18 protein-coding genes are annotated in these 15,670 nt (G+C 42.2%); 7 read left to right on the top strand and 11 right to left on the bottom strand.

What is annotated here, in order from left to right:
• The 10 genes from IW15_RS09835 to IW15_RS09790 all read right to left on the bottom strand — a co-directional run bounded on the left by IW15_RS09835 (position 1) and on the right by IW15_RS09790 (position 7,436).
• Positions 1–501: a hypothetical protein gene (locus IW15_RS09835; RefSeq protein WP_034710893.1), complete on the bottom strand. Its 501-nt coding sequence runs from the start codon at positions 499–501 to the stop codon at positions 1–3.
• Positions 476–1,471: a hypothetical protein gene (locus IW15_RS09830; RefSeq protein WP_034710891.1), complete on the bottom strand. Its 996-nt coding sequence runs from the start codon at positions 1,469–1,471 to the stop codon at positions 476–478. The genes IW15_RS09835 and IW15_RS09830 overlap by 26 nt, the downstream gene beginning before the upstream one ends.
• Positions 1,471–2,067: a DUF6046 domain-containing protein gene (locus IW15_RS09825; RefSeq protein WP_034710889.1), complete on the bottom strand. Its 597-nt coding sequence runs from the start codon at positions 2,065–2,067 to the stop codon at positions 1,471–1,473. The genes IW15_RS09830 and IW15_RS09825 overlap by 1 nt, the downstream gene beginning before the upstream one ends.
• Before the next feature lie 183 nt (positions 2,068–2,250).
• Positions 2,251–2,592, bottom strand: a complete 342-nt coding sequence (locus IW15_RS09820) for a hypothetical protein (protein WP_131368537.1) — start codon at positions 2,590–2,592, stop codon at positions 2,251–2,253.
• Positions 2,593–2,687: 95 nt separating this feature from the next.
• Positions 2,688–3,122 carry a hypothetical protein gene (locus IW15_RS21985; RefSeq protein WP_051881895.1) on the bottom strand — a complete coding sequence of 145 codons (435 nt, stop codon included), beginning with the start codon at positions 3,120–3,122 and terminating at the stop codon, positions 2,688–2,690.
• 2 nt (positions 3,123–3,124) lie between these two features.
• Complete coding sequence (locus tag IW15_RS09810) at positions 3,125–4,381, bottom strand: DUF2586 family protein (RefSeq protein WP_034710884.1); 1,257 nt, start codon at positions 4,379–4,381, stop codon at positions 3,125–3,127.
• Positions 4,350–4,898, bottom strand: coding sequence for a hypothetical protein (locus tag IW15_RS09805; RefSeq protein ID WP_034710883.1), 549 nt, complete (start codon positions 4,896–4,898; stop codon positions 4,350–4,352). The genes IW15_RS09810 and IW15_RS09805 overlap by 32 nt, the downstream gene beginning before the upstream one ends.
• Before the next feature lie 8 nt (positions 4,899–4,906).
• Positions 4,907–5,317: an N-acetylmuramoyl-L-alanine amidase gene (locus tag IW15_RS09800; protein WP_034711097.1), complete on the bottom strand. Its 411-nt coding sequence runs from the start codon at positions 5,315–5,317 to the stop codon at positions 4,907–4,909.
• 11 nt (positions 5,318–5,328) lie between these two features.
• Positions 5,329–6,267: a hypothetical protein gene (locus IW15_RS22765; RefSeq protein ID WP_034710881.1), complete on the bottom strand. Its 939-nt coding sequence runs from the start codon at positions 6,265–6,267 to the stop codon at positions 5,329–5,331.
• A gap of 5 nt (positions 6,268–6,272) precedes the next feature.
• Positions 6,273–7,436, bottom strand: coding sequence for a head maturation protease, ClpP-related (locus IW15_RS09790; RefSeq protein ID WP_034710879.1), 1,164 nt, complete (start codon positions 7,434–7,436; stop codon positions 6,273–6,275).
• Positions 7,437–7,603: 167 nt separating this feature from the next.
• On the opposite strand from IW15_RS09790, the gene IW15_RS09785 reads away from it, so the two are divergent.
• The 7 genes from IW15_RS09785 to IW15_RS09755 are packed head-to-tail and all read left to right on the top strand — an operon-like array spanning position 7,604 to position 15,455.
• Entirely contained in the window at positions 7,604–8,035 is a 432-nt protein-coding gene (locus IW15_RS09785; protein WP_034710876.1) for a hypothetical protein, read from the top strand.
• On the top strand, positions 8,035–9,585 hold the full coding sequence (locus tag IW15_RS09780) for a hypothetical protein (RefSeq protein ID WP_034710874.1): 1,551 nt from the start codon (positions 8,035–8,037) through the stop codon (positions 9,583–9,585). Before IW15_RS09785 ends, IW15_RS09780 begins: the two co-directional genes overlap by 1 nt.
• A 12-nt stretch (positions 9,586–9,597) precedes the next feature.
• A complete protein-coding gene (locus IW15_RS21980; protein WP_051881892.1) occupies positions 9,598–10,029 on the top strand; it encodes a phage protein Gp36 family protein in 432 nt (143 codons plus the stop codon).
• Between the two features lie 11 nt (positions 10,030–10,040).
• A complete protein-coding gene (locus IW15_RS09770) occupies positions 10,041–12,479 on the top strand; it encodes a phage portal protein family protein (protein ID WP_034710873.1) in 2,439 nt (812 codons plus the stop codon).
• 21 nt (positions 12,480–12,500) lie between these two features.
• Positions 12,501–14,414, top strand: a complete 1,914-nt coding sequence (locus tag IW15_RS09765) for a tape measure protein (protein ID WP_034710871.1) — start codon at positions 12,501–12,503, stop codon at positions 14,412–14,414.
• Positions 14,407–14,913, top strand: coding sequence for a phage virion morphogenesis protein (locus IW15_RS21975; protein ID WP_051881890.1), 507 nt, complete (start codon positions 14,407–14,409; stop codon positions 14,911–14,913). Before IW15_RS09765 ends, IW15_RS21975 begins: the two co-directional genes overlap by 8 nt.
• Positions 14,910–15,455, top strand: a complete 546-nt coding sequence (locus IW15_RS09755) for a hypothetical protein (protein WP_034710869.1) — start codon at positions 14,910–14,912, stop codon at positions 15,453–15,455. The genes IW15_RS21975 and IW15_RS09755 overlap by 4 nt, the downstream gene beginning before the upstream one ends.
• Here IW15_RS09755 and IW15_RS09750 read toward each other — a convergent pair.
• A complete protein-coding gene (locus IW15_RS09750; RefSeq protein WP_034710868.1) occupies positions 15,448–15,657 on the bottom strand; it encodes a hypothetical protein in 210 nt (69 codons plus the stop codon). The genes IW15_RS09755 and IW15_RS09750 overlap by 8 nt on opposite strands.
• Between the last annotated feature and the right edge of the window lie 13 nt (positions 15,658–15,670).

Genomic DNA, 15,670 nt, shown 5'->3' with positions numbered 1-15,670 from the left:
TTAGGTTAATATTTTGTTTAATGCCTGTTTATTGGCATTAACAATGTCATTTTTGATCTGCATGATTGCGGGAACGTCAGGCGTTACCCCAATGGATACCACTACTTTTGCCACCTCGTCACACAGCTTTCCGAATCCTTCCTGAAACTGATTGAGAACTTCTTTTAAATTTTCGCCGTCTCGGTTAAACTGGAAGCCGCTACTATCGAAAGTGAAATCTGATTTATCATTCCTGAACTCAATTTTTTCGACCTCACTGACGGAAAGAATCACCGCCTTATTATTTTTTTTATAAATTCCTATTGTTACTAAGCTTCCTACTTTAGGAACAATTATGAGTTTATCTGTTTTATTCTCAACAACTGCATTAATGGAACAATCAAAAAATTCTTTTTTATCATCAATGGCGGCAACCTGGCAGTAATCGTTTTCAATTTTGATTACTTTTGCGGTATCAATAACCACTGGAAATCGATTAAGTAATAGTTTTAAGCTCTCCATCCCTGTATGTTTTTCCTATATCTAAAGTTCTTCTGAAGCCGCCATTTGCGGTGACATTGATTTCTACTTCATCCACGAAATTTTTAGTATTTCTTTCGTCATATTTTTTATCAATGACCTGAGCCACTTGTCCATGCTCTACACGAGGCCAGCCAAATGAAGTAATGGTACCTTTGTAACCACCTCTTGTTTTCAGATTTTTAAGCCTATTATCTGTTCGCTTCTTAAGCTCATCCTTATTCAATCCGTCTCTATCTGTCCAATGTTCAATGTCGCCACCTTCTTCACCTGTTTCATAATTAATGACCTCACCATTTTTGTTAATGCTTTTTGCGTAAATCTTTACTTTCGCCTCTTCAGGAAAAATATATTGCAGGTTATGATCAATAATATTTTCGCAGTATTCAAAAACCGGTTGTTTTTTGGAGACTTTTTCATCGGAGTAGATTTTACCACAAACCAGACGGTCGTCTCTGAAAAAAGTATAGATCCCGGCTTTCTCCTGAAGTTCATTAAATGCTTTTACTGCCGTGGTCTGCTTCATGGAAAAGTCGCCGTAGAGTTCGTCGATACAATCAAGGTCATACCCCGGAGCGACTGCCTCAATAATCTGTCTGACCGCGGCATTTTTAATAGAAACACTCACTTCTTTTCGTTTAAGCTGCCACATTTCATCCTCACAGATGAGCTCATAGGGAATGTTAATCCGTGGAGACCTTGCCACATAGCCGATAAACTCAGTAAATAACTGGCGGTTATAGCCCAGCTTAATTTCGACTTTATGACCCACTTTTATAAAATTTCCGATATGTTCAACCGGTTTTAAATTTCCGTTATCATCATAATAGATGGCCTTGGGGAGTTTAATCGTTGCCGTATCCGTAAAGTTTTTCCAGCCTTTTTTAATCGTAATTTCTGTTGCCGCCGTAAACTTTAATTTTCCGATGAGAATTTCAATACAGGGTACCATTAGGGTGTAATTATAAAGGGGATTTTACTTTTTGCTTCAATCTCAAAAGCCTGAATATGGGAATAGCCGATCGAGGGTGTTAAGGTGAGTTTATGAATGCTCATATAATGAATGCCCAGCATCGTTAACAGCGCTCCTTCACATTCCAGTAGTGAAGTTTTTAATTCACATATCCTTTGAAGCTCTTTAACTTTCTGCTCCGGGTAATCGGTACTTTCATAATTAATGATAAGCCCCCTTATCGTAAGCTGCCAGTCGTCCAGCGCGATCAACTCCTCAACATTTCCGTCACGACCGAAAATATCGGTTTCCACGATTTTTTTAGGCCGTATCGGTTCGATGGTTGTTTCCAATGGAAAAGAATATCCCCCGAACTGTTCCCCCGTTCCTTCAATATAAGAAGGTCTCAGGTCTATAAAATCCCATACCGGTGTTCCCATTACAGAAACTTTAGTCAGCTCATTATAGGTCGGAAGCACCTGCAAGTCGTCAAACCCATTAAAAAGTTTGTCGGCAACGGCCTGTGTCGCAAACCCTAGTTTGAACGGGAAATGCTGCCTGATCAATTCTTTAACATTAATATTATATCTCGACACTTTCTCCTTCTTTTGCGTTATACCTTTTACTTTCAAACCACAATGCCCATTTTAGCTGCTGCCATTTATTCCAGAACGTATGATCGTCCAGTTCTTCAGGAAATGGAATATTAAAATGGTAACTGAGCAGAGCGTTAACCTTACGGATAAAATCAAATCCGGCTTCCTGAATAATAGGAAGCCCTAGACTTCCCCCAGTTCCGCTTCCAGGAACTTAATAATTCCGGATGCCTGAATGGCTGCCGTATCGGCAATGTCACCATCCATTTTTAACCTTTCATCTCCACCGAGCCAGCAGTTATCCCGGATAAACTCACCGCATTCTAAAATCTTATTTTGGGAATACATGGAAAGCGCAGTGGCTTTAATTTCCCGGCCCGGCGGTTTTAAATATCCCACCAGCGCATTACCGTCCTTGTCTTTTACGGTAAGCTTATGGAGCTTATCAACTTTCAGTTTCTTTTTCCATTCTGTTATTTGTTCCGGTGTAATATGGCCTTCTTTTGTTTCGATTGACATTTTCATTTTTCGTATTTTCTCTGTTAATTGTGCGTTGTTATCTTTAGATGTAAAGGGAATGCCCATTTCTTTGCATTGGTCCCTGAGTGCCTGGCGATCCATTATGCGGCGAAGTCTATATCATGAATATATAAAGGACTTTCCACGAAGATGGCACCGTTGTTTCCGGCTTCTGCGGACCTTCCGTTTTCTTTGAATTTACAGCCGTAAAGAACGTGGCAGACTTGCAGTCCCGCATCATCCACATATGAAACCGTAATCGGAAATGGCGGAATATCCTGAAGTGTTTTTCCTTTTGGAAGTTTTGCCTGTAAAGCGTCCACCGTTTCGCTGATTAAAGAAATGCTCCCTTCGTAGGTTTCGTCGCCCTGTGTATATCCGATCGGCTTGGTTGTCCCCACAACCTTTACGGGTTCGATAGCGTCGGTTCTTTTGTATTCAATTTTTCCAACCCCTGAAAAAGTGGCACCGAAAGCGGTAATCCTGACATTTCCATAATTCCTGTATTTTCCGTTTATTCTCGTCTGTGTCGTCATGTTCAATTCGTTTTTAAAGGGTTTCTGAATCCTACTTTTAAGGTGATCCTTCTGCCGATAGCCACCGGAATAAACGTTAAAAGCACTTCAAATTCACTCGTTGCCAGTACATTCTGTTCAGGATTGATATAGGCATCCACGCCGCCGCTGATGTCACCGTTTGCCACCATCGGATCGAGTGAAACTTTGGTGATGGTTTCTAAATCTTTTACGGTTTCAGGTGCCATAAATCCGGTGCTTTCATCGACGTACAAACGCCCTTTCACTTTTGGGGCTAATGCCGCCTTGGCCAGCTTGATCGCTTTTTTAATGCTTCGGTTATTTTCCCCATACGCATAATCGGAAGTAATTTTGTCACAGGTATGCGTATCGTTGATAAAGATTCCTGCGGTCGAAGAAATTCCTCCCAGATTGACAATTGGGGCAAAAAATATATAGCCTCTTTCGTCCAGATTATCCAAATCCGTATCCGAATAGTCGCTCAGCTTGTTACCGGAACTTAGTCCGGGAACAATAAAGGTTTTCTCACTGGCATTCGTCAGGTTAAAATCATTAATTTGTTCCCCTGCATTTTGCGAAACGTCTGCCTTAGAAACCATAGCCGTATAATCTTCAACAGCTGCATATCCTTTGTATAGAGCATCACGATTGGAAATTTGATAATCGGCACCGATGACAATAGATATATCCGGGCATTCATTCGTAAGCATTCTTAAATTTAGAGCCGCAGTCGATGTTCCTGAAAAGCTTCTGCCTTCGATATACATTTCGCAGTAGCGGTCTTTCGCCCATTCAGAGTCCGACAACGCCTGCGCCTTATAAATGGCATCAATACTGTCTTTGTCGAGTCCTGTTTCTATGGTGGGTGTATAGTCTTCAGCAGGGTTTAATGAAACACAAGCCTGAACAATTTCTCCGGCTTTATCCCTTAATAATTTAGCGAGATAGTTATTATCTTTATCCACCATCTGGGTAAGGGTAACGCCTTGAGCGACGGGCATAAAATACACGGTAATTGAGGGGTTATGAACAAAAAACCTTCTCAGTCTTTCGTACACGAGTACCTTATTAATCTCATCATATTCCGGAGTAATACCAAGTGCTTCTACTTCCTGAATATTTTTAAGTGTGTAGATAGTTCCCAGGACCATTTTGGAAGTGGCAATGGCGTTCATCACGCTGCCGGTCACCATATCCGCTGAAGGATTTCTTCTTCCTAATCCTCCGTTAAGTTTCTGTACTATGAGTCTGGGACGCATTTTTCCTTGTTTTAATAGTGTTATTGGTGGTGCCAAAAGCCTCAATTTGTTTATTGGCAGCTTCCAGCTGTTGTTGTAAATTTTCGTTTTCCGCAGCCAGTCCTGAGAGTTCCTCCAGTTTGGCGTTGGCTTCAGTGAGTTGCTTCTGGGTTATGACGTATTTCTCGCGAAGAATAATGACTGAAGTAAGCGTTTCATCCGTTTCGGTATTTGCCGGTTCGTAGTCCTGGTCAAGATCACAGACGATGGCAATTTCTTCCACAATACCCGTTAAAGCCATTCTTGCCAGCTCAGACTGGTGCAAAGTCTCCTGTAGATCCGAATCATCCTCGTCCTCAAACCCTTCACGAAAAAAGACTTCCGGTTCGCTGTCAAACTCTTTTAAACCGTGATAATCTTTTGAGGCTTTTTCATCAAAAAAACATTGCCCGTTTTCCGAAATGAAAATTTTATTTTCCTGAGGATACTTTTCAAAAAGCGCATTGGCTTTCTCCTGAAATTTCTTTTTATTGGCCATGGTTTAATTCATATTGATTTGTATTCCGTTTTTGCATCAAATGAGGGACAGGCTTTTGCCACTTTCGGAAAATCCCGGTGTCCCTGTATCAAGGCGTTTGGAAATTGTTTTTTCAGTTGTTTTAATAGGGTAAGTAAGCTTTCTTTTTGAGCGGGAGTCCGGGTATCTTTAGGCTTTCCTTTGGGATCAATACCGCCGATATAGCAGACATTGACCGATATGGAATTATACCCTTTTACCCCATTGGAAATTTTGTCAACCGACAACAAATTCACAATTTCGCCATCCGCTTTGATGAGAAAATGATAGCCGGGCATTTTCCACCCTTTTTCGTTTTTCCAGTAATTCTGGATTGATGACACTGTCGCGGTCGGTTGCGTAGCGGTACAATGCACGGCTATATATCGTATACTTCTCATGAGCTTTATCATTAGGCGTTTTCGGAAACAAGGGCTCCGAAGCCGTATTCTTGTTTTTTATCACACAAACCGTAAGACTGTATTCTTAATTCAGAAGTCGGATCGGCGTTTCTGGTGTCCTGATATTCCGGTTTGTAGAGGATCAGTAAATTTTCTAAATGATATACCGTATTGGGAGCATAGAAAAATGTTGAGGCGTATTGGTCGCCGTCCTCCCTGATTGCGCCCCTTGCTTTAAGATCGCCCGCCTCAGAATACAGCGGAGCCGCGTTATTTTCCCACATTCTCATTTTATAGAACCTTTTGAACTCTCCGGTGTCTTTATCAAATTCCAGATTGTCCCTGTGGTTGGCCGTTCCGGCTTTATCCACCATTAAATCGGCTCTGTGTTCCATATTCAGGATCATATTCCATGAGTTGGGAACTTCCGCGGTGTCGTCGTCAATTAAATTCAGGGTTTCAATTTCATGATAGAAATTGATCATGTCCTGAAAAGTCAGCCTTTTTCTGCCGTTGACCACCCCTCCTGTAGTTCTCAGTACGGGCATTGATCCTGAAACGTGCTGCGCCGGTGCGAGCTTGTTCATACAATAATCACGGACACCGATTCTGAACGCCTGGGACTGCTTAACGCGGACTTCGGCTCTTTTATCAAAAACCAATGCCCTGACTTCTGCATTCGTTACTTCTGTAGGGTCGGTATCGAGTTTATCCCATGGGATAATATTGTTTTTACCCGTCATTTTTTTAGCGGTAAACGGAGCGGTATTATTGACATAAAACCCTACGTTATTGATCAGCTTATTCTGACGAAGACCATCCGCTGTTAAAGCTCCTTTAGGTGCCGGCTCCAACGCCGACATAAACTTATCGTTATAGTTTTTGAACTCCTTGAGTAATTGCGGAGCCACAAATTGGTTAAGGTATAACCCGTCTATTAAATCTGGCATGGGGATTAATTAAATTCTGCGTTAAACAATTTTTCAAATTCTTCGGTGGCTTCTTCGTGAAGCGTTTCTAATCCTTTAGGATCTTTCGTCTGCCAGTCTGAATAGCTCCAGCTGTCACGACCGGTTAAGAGCTCGTGTTTTGCGCCGTCCACCGGCGGTTTTTGTCTTTCAAGATTTCCATTAGGATCGGGCTTGCCGGACATTCTTTCCAGTGATTTTGCCACTAAGGCAAAATTTTCCAGCGCGTGTTTTTTCCAGTCTTCTTTTTCGGTGTTGGAAATTTTACCGGATTTCAAGGCATTAGAGATCAAAGTTTCCGCCTGGGCTTCTTTAAATTCCTTCAATTCATTTTTGAGGGAATCAGCTTTATTGGCTTTGTTTACAATGTCTTTTAAATGATTCTCAAAGTCGTTATCTGAAGACGAGGCGGTCAGTGCCCCCGCCAATCCTGCCGCTTGTAAGGTGGCTAAAATCGCTTCTTTTTTCATGTCAGTATGTTGATTTATTATAATTTCCTCCGGTAGTTCTTCCGGATAGAGATTGAAACATTCAAAGGCTTCTTCCGGCGTTTTATTCGTAATATTTTCTGCGTCCTGTTCGGACGTTTTTCTTTGTTTGGTAGGCTTTACTATTTGATCTGCAATTCCCAGCTCAAGGCAGGCTTCCGCTGATAGCCAGAAATCTTTTCCCGAAACCAGCCATCCCTCAATCGTTTCGGCATCGGCTTTTGTTCTTTCCTTAAAGATGTTACGGAGCCTGTCTTCGCAGCTATCCATCAGGTCAATATAATTGAGCATTTCCTGCTTATTTCCATAAATACCGCCTTTCACGGCGTGTGCCATTCCGAATGCATTTTCATTGATCATAATAACATCACCGGCAAGGGCAATAACAAATCCCATGGATGCTGCCATTCCTTCAATAATCACCGTTACCTCACAGTCAGAGGCGCGGATCAGATCATAAATTGCGAGTCCTTCAAAGACAGAACCACCGCCGCAATGCACACGGATCGACAATTCCTTATTGGCTTTCAATGATTCCCTGAAAACGCCTTGAAATCGTGGATAGTCAAATTCCTCCCATCTTCCGATAAATCCATAGAGTAATATCTCGGCCGCTCCTGCTACCTGATTTTTGACTTCATAATGAAAGGGTTTATGGGACATTTCTTTGATTTTGTTAGGACAAAGATTGACTTAAAAACAGCCGGAAAAAAGCTAGCGGTTAGCGGCTAAATATTTTCGTGTAGTGATTGTATATTTTCATGCAGTCCCTAATAGCGAGCTTCCGTAAAGCCCCTATATAAAGCAACTTTGTTACATATATATAAGGAATGAACGAGAGAAAAAGGCTGACCAATGACGAGAAATATGCCATTGCACAGGACTTGTTTTTGGAGACCGATAAAACACAGAAAGAAATCGCGGAGATTATTCATGTTACCGAAAAGACCTTGGGAAAATGGAAAATCGAAGGTGACTGGGAGATGCTTAAAAGTGCATCAACCGTTACTGCCCGGAAAATTATTGAGAACCTGTATAAAAAGGCACATGCGCTGAGTGAAGATCCGAAAAGTAAACCCAATGATATAATTCAGATTGCCAACAGTATTGAAAAACTTTCGAATAAGAAAGTAACGGTAAGCCAGATCATCAATGTATTTAAGGATTTTACAACCTATGCTTTTACTCAGGATGCAGAACTGGCGAAGGAGGTCAACCTGTTACAGAAAAAATATGTTGACTTTAAAATCGGTGAAAAATAATGTCTGCAACGAATATTACCAGAAGGGATTATAACGAATGGCTGGAGTTCTGCGCTCAGGTTCAGAATAGCACCGCTGTTGCTTTTAATGATACCGAGGAGCTGCAAAAAATACGGATTAAAAGAGCCTTAACCGAATATAATTATTTTGTTACCACCTATTTTGATATTTACGCTGATGCCGACTGTGCCGACTTTCATATTGATTTTGCGAATGCCTGTCTTGCTGATCCCAATTTCTTTGGAATCGCCGAATGGGCAAGGGAACACGCAAAATCCGTTCACCTTACTATCATTATTCCGATGTGGCTCATTGCCCATAAACAATTAACCGGAATGCTGCTGATGGGTAAAAACGAAGATGATGCCTGTAACCTTTTATCCGATCTTCAGGCGCAGCTGCAATCCAACAAATTATTTGCCCACGACTTTGGGGAGCAGTATAATTTCGGATCATGGGAAGACGGGGATTTTACCACGAAAGAAGGAATCCGTTTTCTGGCCTTTGGACGGGATCAGTCGCCAAGGGGAGCAAGGGAAAACGAAAAGCGTCCCAATTACGGCGTGGTGGATGATGTAGACGATGACGATATTGTACATAATCCTAAGCGTGTAGATAAAATTGTTAAGAAAATATTAGGGGCGATGTATTTTGCACTGAGTATTAAAGGGGCCCGTTTTGCCATGGGTGGCAACCGTATTCATCATAATTCGATCCTTGCCAATATCGTCGGTGATACCAAACCCGGAGCTAAAAAAAGAGAAGGTATTTATCATTCGAAAGTTAAAGCCATTGAAAATGGAAGACCGGCGTGGTGGCAACGGTATTCTTTACAGGAACTCTTACGGAAAATTCAGCGTGCCGGTCCTGTTTTGGCAAAACAGGAATTTTTTCACGAAACGGATATTGAAGGGAAAATCTTTAAAAACAAATATTTCAGGTTTGCCAAACTTCCGCACCTCGCCAAAATGGATATTATCATCGGGTATTTTGATCCGAGTTTTGAAAACAACCAGACCTCAGATTTTAAGGCGGTTTCCCTTTGGGGACAGAACCGGTTCAAGCGGTTCTGTATTAAGCGCTTTACCCGAAGGTGTGAGCTGGAGGACGTTTTCGAGTGGATGATTAAAGTTGAAAAAGACCTGCCCCCAGGTGTTGGAATTATCTGGTATATGGAAAAACAGTTTTATACCCGACCGGTAAAAAAAGCCCTCCGCCGGGTTTGTAAAAAACTCAAATATCCCTTAAGTGTTCTAACTGACGAACGGAAAAAGCCCAACAAATACACCCGTATGGTGAGAATGGAGCCGGAATATTCATCCGGCAATGTTATTTATAATGTAGAGGAAGAGCACGATCCGGATATGGTCGAAGGAAACTTGCAGCTCAAAGGAATTGAACCCGGTTATAATACCGCAGATGATGCACCGGATGCTGACGAGGGAGCGTGGTTCTATTTAGACCAGCACCAGTTTTTAGATGCCGAGGATTTAGAACAGGATGCCCTGAGCCTTGGGAAACATGAAAGAGACGAAGAAAACACCTACTAAAATTTTTACGCTATGCCTTTTTTAATAGAAACCGATTACGAAGTACAGATCCGAAACTGGATCAAGCAAATTATTATCCAGCGAAAAGAAGATGTCAGACATCAGGCAGAACTTGCCTCGCAGGCGGAAATGGAAGGCTATCTCCGCCAGCGTTACAATGTAGCGCAGATATTCTCGGCAACCGGCGAAAACCGGAACGCCCTGATCATCCTGTATATGGTAGATATTGTGATCTATCATTTACACTCTAATAAGGCCGGAGACGTGATTCCTGAATTACGGATCATTCGGTACAATGCGGCCAAAGACTGGCTCAAAGCCGTTGCCAAAGGAGATATTTCCCCGGACCTGCCGGAAAAGCCTGACGAAGGAGAAAACGGCGAAGGAACCGGCAGCCAGATTATTGAGTTTGGAAGCAACCCTAGATATTCAGAACGCTATTAAATACCATGTACATGAAATTTAACTTATCAACAGTTACCGATTTTTTAACCAATACTTTTGGCGGCAGTAAAGACAAAGACCATGAAAATGCCGTCACTCAGATGGTGGATGCCATTAAACGCCAGCGTACCTTATATAATAAGGAAATAAGAGACTGGAAAATGGCAAGGGCGGCGGCATTAGATCCGCTCATCCCACGCCGTAAACCACTCATTGATATTATGGAGGAAGTCTTGGACGACCCTTTTATTTTCGGACGTTCCGACACCCGAAAATTAAGGGTTTCCAATAAGGCGGTGGCTGTTATGGAACTGGACGGAGAAATTAATGAGGATAAGACAAAGCTGCTTCAAAAATTGTGGTTTAAAAACCTGATCAAATACACCCTCGATAGCATTTATTTTGGCTACACCTTAATGTACCCAAAGGAACTGGACGAAAACGGGTTTATCAAAAACCTGTCTTTTATATACAGGGATCACATTGTCCCGGAAACTACCGAAATATTAATCAACCCTTTTGATCTGCACGGAGAAAATTTCCGTGACGGGAATCTGAAACGCTGGACGCTTTGGGTACATCATGAGCATTCGATAGGGCTTTTAAATAAGGCGATCCCATTATGGATATTTAAAAAGCATTCTTGGCAAAACTGGGATGAATTCGAGGAAATGTTCGGAATTCCGATGCGTACCGCTAAAGTGGCTTCTACCGATCCAAGGGTAAAAAAAGAGGTAGACAAATGGTTAAAGGATTTGGGTTCCGCCGGATGGGCAAGATTTCCGGAAGGTGTGGAAATTGACATTAAGGAATCCAACAGCCGCGACAGCTTCAATGTATTTAACGAAAAAAGAAAAGCCTGTAACGAAGAACTGGCGCATCTTTTTGATGGAAACTCTGAAACTTCAAAGGATACTGGAAGCCGTGCCAAAACAGGGGAAATTATCAACAGTACTCAAAAGCTTATTACCATGGATGATGAAACCTTCGTCATGTTTTTTATCAATGATGATGTTCTGCCGTGGCTTCGGGAGCTCGGCTATCCTTTTGACGAAACCGATCAATGTGTATGGAACGATAACGTAAAATTATCGCCTAAAGAACGCCTTGAAATTTTCAAAGGGGTAAAAGATTTAGGCTATACAATTAAAAAGGAACAGATCGAAACCGAGCTGGACGTTGAAATTGTCGGAGAAATTAATGAACCGAAACCTGAAGATACAAACCCACCACCAGAGAACAAATCCGGAAATTTTAATTTGCCCTACAGTCAAAACGCTGGTTGTGGGGCTGAACCGAAAGCTCCAGCAAATGTCAGAGACTTATCTCCTGAGGAAGAAAATTTTCTGCATCAGTTGTATAATAATCCGGATTCTATCAACTGGAGTTACAACGAATTTCAAGCGTCACACAGTCCATTGTTAGATGCCATAAAGCAAGGGTTTGGAAAAATCGATTTCGATTTTGACAGTACTGACCACCGCAGGATGCGGGCTTGGATGGATAATATACACCGCTTTGGCGTGGATAAAACACAGGCGGAAGTCTACGAGCTCAATCAGATGCTCAAGTCTCCGGAGGTTAAAAATTTTAATGACTTCAGGAATAAGGTTAAATCAATATTTCCAACGTATAAGGAATTGCATCTGCAAACCGAATGGGATCATGCCAATGCCACTTCTAATATGGCAGCGAGATATTTGGAAATGATGGACGACATGGAAATCGCCCCTTTCTGGAAATTAGATGCGATTCGGGATGAAAGAACAACGGTAATCTGTAATAGTCTGGATGGAAAAGTTTTTGATAAAAGGGATAAAAATTCATGGAAATTTTTACCGCCTCTGCATTTCAAATGCAGGACGGATGCCCTGGACATTTTCGATGATTACGACGGGGAAATTACAAGTTTTGAGGATGCTGTAAAAACTGATCCCGACGGTTGGGAAAGGATGCAGAAACAGGGCTTTGATGTCAACTGGGGAGATAGTGACGAAATCTTTACCAAGGCACAAAGCTATTTAAGAAAGCTGCCTAAAGACTCAGCTCCGATCAATGTAGATGATTTGGGAATTACCGATTATGGGCTTTCAGATTGGGCACAGGTTAAAAAACATTCCTATCCTAAAAAAGGGGTGACCATTAAAAGCCATATTGATGATACGGGAATGGCGAGAATCGTTACTTCCGAAAATCTACCGGTTTGGGTGGACGCGGAAACGGCCGGTATGAATGATGAAGTGTTTACCCAACTCAGGGACACCTTAACAAATCCGGACGAAATATTCTGGAGCGATTCAGGGGACATTCCACAGTCCGTATTTATACGGTTTTATAAGGACGGAGCTTTTAAGGTCACCACCCAATCTGTTAAAGTGACTGATTTTGAGATGGTCTCCGATGTTGACACAGTCCGCAAAGGTCTCTTGGTCTCCACACCAAAAAAATAATAACAATTTAATGATAATACAATGAGCGGTTTACAGTATGCTTTAGATATGATCGATCGTTCCTTTAGTAACGGAATCAGTCGAGCAAGGACCGAAACGCAGGGGCTGGATAATGCCGTTAATACCACCAACCGCGGTATTGGAAGATTAAGAAACACCGGACAAAGTACCTTCAGTAATTTGACTCAGTATGCTAAAACTGCCGGTCTCGCTATTCTTGCCGCGTTGTCGGTGGGAGCTGTCATCAGCTTTGGAAAAGAGGTCACCGGTATTACTTCCAAATTCGAGGGAATGGAAAATGCCATTGTCTTTGCTTCCGGTCAGGAGGGTGCCAAAAACATTGCATTTCTGGATACCACGATAAAAGACCTTAACCTCAATATGGAATCTTCCTACAAAGGATTTCAGACGCTGACCGGATCTTTAAAAGGTACCGCCCTTGAAGGACAGGGAACACGGGATATTTTCGAGGCGGTCGGAATTGCCGCCTCAGTAATGAATTTATCGGCAGAACAAAGTGAGGGCGCATTTTTGGCACTTTCTCAGATGGCTTCCAAAGGTAAAGTTTCAGCAGAGGAACTCAGGGGGCAATTAGGGGAAAGGATTCCGGGAGCACTCGGAATTGCAGCGCGGTCGATGGGGTTAACACAGGTGGAGTTTAACAAAATGCTAGACAGCGGCCAGATCATGGCAGAGGATTTCCTTCCAAAATTTGCAAAGGAGCTGAAGAGTACTTTTGAGGGCGGGTTACCGGCCGCGATGAATTCCATGCAGTCGGCGATCAACAGACAGGAAAACGCCTTAACACAGTTTAAACTCAAAACAGGAGAAACATTCCGACCGCTTATCATTGGGGTATTGGATGCCGGAAATTTCCTTTTCAGCTTCCTTTCTGATATGATGAATTATACCGAGCCGGTTAAAAATGCGCTCATGGGAGTGGCAGACGCTTTTCAGCCGGTTGTGGATGCGATCAAAAACAATGGTTTTATTCAGCTTTCCGGGGATACCAATCTCGCTAAACTCGCAATGGAAGGGATCGGTGGTGTTATTACCTTTTTAACCCCGCTTTTTGAGCTGATCGGAAAAATTCTTGGGGGGGTTACTCAGGCATTTAATTATGTCCGTATTGCACTCATGGAAAATATAATGGCCATGTATGAATCAGGAAATGTGGCTGGATTCCTTTCTAATGTCATCGGGATTTTAACATGGGCTTGGGAATTGATCTCACCGGCTATTGGCTATGCGGGACAAATACTGGGGGCAGTAATTGGCGTTGTTTTTAAAGCGGTTGATGCCATACTTGGCATTATTAACGCGGTGTTGGATTGGGGTAAAAAAACAATCTGGATACAGCGATTATTAAATTCCCTGGTGGGTGTAGTTCAGTCTGTATTTAAAAGTATCCGGAACATTGCCGTTAATATCCTTTCAGGGGTAGGCGATTTGTTGGTAGGAATTTTCACGCTTGATACGGATAAAATAAAGTCGGCTCTTTCCAAAGGTTTTAATGTGGTAAAAGACACCGCAAAACTGATACCGAATGCCGTGGGCGGGGCTTATGACGGCTGGAATAAGGAGCTTGAAAAACCCATTAAAAAAGCGGTTAAAATCACCACTAAAAACGAGGTCACTACTGCGGGCATTACGCCTCCGGCTGGTTTGGCACCGCCGGGCGGAAAACCCTCTGCGGGGTTAGCTCCTTCTGCGGGTGCAGATGCGAAAGCTAAAAAGGATAAGACAAAGAATTCCTTGTCAGGTTCGGGGGCCGGAGGCGATGGCAAAAAAATGATTTTCAATATTCAGTCTTTTGTAAAGGAGCTGACCATTAAAACCACCAATATCAAAGAAAACCCGCAGGAAATCAGAAAAATAATAGAAGAAATATTTAACGAGGCGATCGCCGACATAGAAATAAGAGCCAATGCCTAATAATAACGCACAGGAGTTTGACAGACTCAGAACAAAGTATAGGAATTTTCAAAGAACGATTCCGCAGAAAGCTGCCATTACTATGGTGAATTTCTTTAAAAGAAATTTTAAGGTGGGTGGCTTTGTAGACGTTCCCTTCCAACGATGGAAAAAAAGCACGTATCCCGGTGCACGTGCCACCATGGTAAGATCCGGAAACACGCGTCGGGAAATTAAAAAAATACAGGTTTCTCAGTCCCGTGTTACGGTGGGAATCGGAAATCACAACCATTATGCAAAGATCCATAATGAAGGCGGGAAAATCCTGATCACCCCCAAGATACGCCGGTTCTTTTGGGCAAAATATAAAGAGACCGGCAAAGAGTATTGGATGTGGCTCGCCCTTACCAAAAAAACGCATATAGAAATACCGCAAAGAAAATTCATCGGCGATTCAAAAGCTTTGGAAAAAACACTGGATCGTATGATCGTATCAGAACTTAAAAAAGCATTGTTATGAGTATAAAAGGAATTGTATTTAAAGAAATAACCGACCACCTGGAAATGCAGGTGGAGGAACTGATCTATATTGATAAAGACCGCGGACAGGCGGAAAAAGAAAATGTTCTGTTGATACCCAAACCGGCAGTTTTAATCGCTTTTATGCGCTTTGAGTGGTCAGACATCGGGAATGGAATTAAGGAGGGAAAAGGAGCCATTCGCGTGCGTGTCATTTGTGAGAATTATGCAGAAAGCTATACGGGAAGTATTGATCAGGATTTGGCGTTGGTTTTCTTTGATCTCAACGAAAAGGTAGATGCTGCGCTGGAGGGATTAAGCGGTACAAAATTCAGTGAAATGAAAAAAGTTGCCGACGAGGACGACCTGGATCATGGCAATGTTATTGTAACCGTTTATGAATATGAAACAACTATTATCGACGACACAAAAGCGAACTGCACTAAAATGATAAAGGTAGATGCTGAACCGATTATAAAATATATTACAAAAGAAAACCTGCCGGAAAGGCAGGTTAATATTGGGTCGGATTTTATTATTTAATACTAATGAGAACGGTATATTGGTCGTCTGACGAAAATAGTAAACAAAGATCATCCTTATAATTATCTTCTGTATAAAATGCCATAAATTCTTTTTGATCGCTAATTAATTGTGGGGCAATTATAAGTGTAGCGGCTGGCTGGCCTTCTTTTAATTCTCGTTCTGTTTCACGTTTTTCTGTTAAAGCTTCTTGGTACGTCATTGGTTTGTGTTTT

This window comes from Chryseobacterium soli (genome assembly GCF_000737705.1).
GTDB classification, from domain to species: domain Bacteria; phylum Bacteroidota; class Bacteroidia; order Flavobacteriales; family Weeksellaceae; genus Chryseobacterium; species Chryseobacterium soli.
Note: the sequence above shows the minus strand (reverse complement) of the source record. Positions and strands in the feature narration are given on the sequence as shown.

Excerpts from the sequence above, each read along its gene's own strand:
- IW15_RS09835 (WP_034710893.1), bottom strand. The coding sequence starts at position 501 with ATGGAGAGCTTAAAACTATTACTTAATCGATTTCCAGTGGTTATTGAT.
- IW15_RS09830 (WP_034710891.1), bottom strand. The coding sequence starts at position 1,471 with ATGGTACCCTGTATTGAAATTCTCATCGGAAAATTAAAGTTTACGGCG.
- IW15_RS09820 (WP_131368537.1), bottom strand. The coding sequence starts at position 2,592 with ATGAAAATGTCAATCGAAACAAAAGAAGGCCATATTACACCGGAACAA.
- IW15_RS21985 (WP_051881895.1), bottom strand. The coding sequence starts at position 3,122 with ATGACGACACAGACGAGAATAAACGGAAAATACAGGAATTATGGAAAT.
- IW15_RS09810 (WP_034710884.1), bottom strand. The coding sequence starts at position 4,381 with ATGCGTCCCAGACTCATAGTACAGAAACTTAACGGAGGATTAGGAAGA.
- IW15_RS09805 (WP_034710883.1), bottom strand. The coding sequence starts at position 4,898 with ATGGCCAATAAAAAGAAATTTCAGGAGAAAGCCAATGCGCTTTTTGAA.
- IW15_RS09800 (WP_034711097.1), bottom strand. The coding sequence starts at position 5,317 with ATGAGAAGTATACGATATATAGCCGTGCATTGTACCGCTACGCAACCG.
- IW15_RS22765 (WP_034710881.1), bottom strand. The coding sequence starts at position 6,267 with ATGCCAGATTTAATAGACGGGTTATACCTTAACCAATTTGTGGCTCCG.
- IW15_RS09790 (WP_034710879.1), bottom strand. The coding sequence starts at position 7,436 with ATGTCCCATAAACCCTTTCATTATGAAGTCAAAAATCAGGTAGCAGGA.
- IW15_RS09785 (WP_034710876.1), top strand. The coding sequence starts at position 7,604 with ATGAACGAGAGAAAAAGGCTGACCAATGACGAGAAATATGCCATTGCA.
- IW15_RS09780 (WP_034710874.1), top strand. The coding sequence starts at position 8,035 with ATGTCTGCAACGAATATTACCAGAAGGGATTATAACGAATGGCTGGAG.
- IW15_RS21980 (WP_051881892.1), top strand. The coding sequence starts at position 9,598 with ATGCCTTTTTTAATAGAAACCGATTACGAAGTACAGATCCGAAACTGG.
- IW15_RS09770 (WP_034710873.1), top strand. The coding sequence starts at position 10,041 with ATGAAATTTAACTTATCAACAGTTACCGATTTTTTAACCAATACTTTT.
- IW15_RS09765 (WP_034710871.1), top strand. The coding sequence starts at position 12,501 with ATGAGCGGTTTACAGTATGCTTTAGATATGATCGATCGTTCCTTTAGT.
- IW15_RS21975 (WP_051881890.1), top strand. The coding sequence starts at position 14,407 with ATGCCTAATAATAACGCACAGGAGTTTGACAGACTCAGAACAAAGTAT.
- IW15_RS09755 (WP_034710869.1), top strand. The coding sequence starts at position 14,910 with ATGAGTATAAAAGGAATTGTATTTAAAGAAATAACCGACCACCTGGAA.
- IW15_RS09750 (WP_034710868.1), bottom strand. The coding sequence starts at position 15,657 with ATGACGTACCAAGAAGCTTTAACAGAAAAACGTGAAACAGAACGAGAA.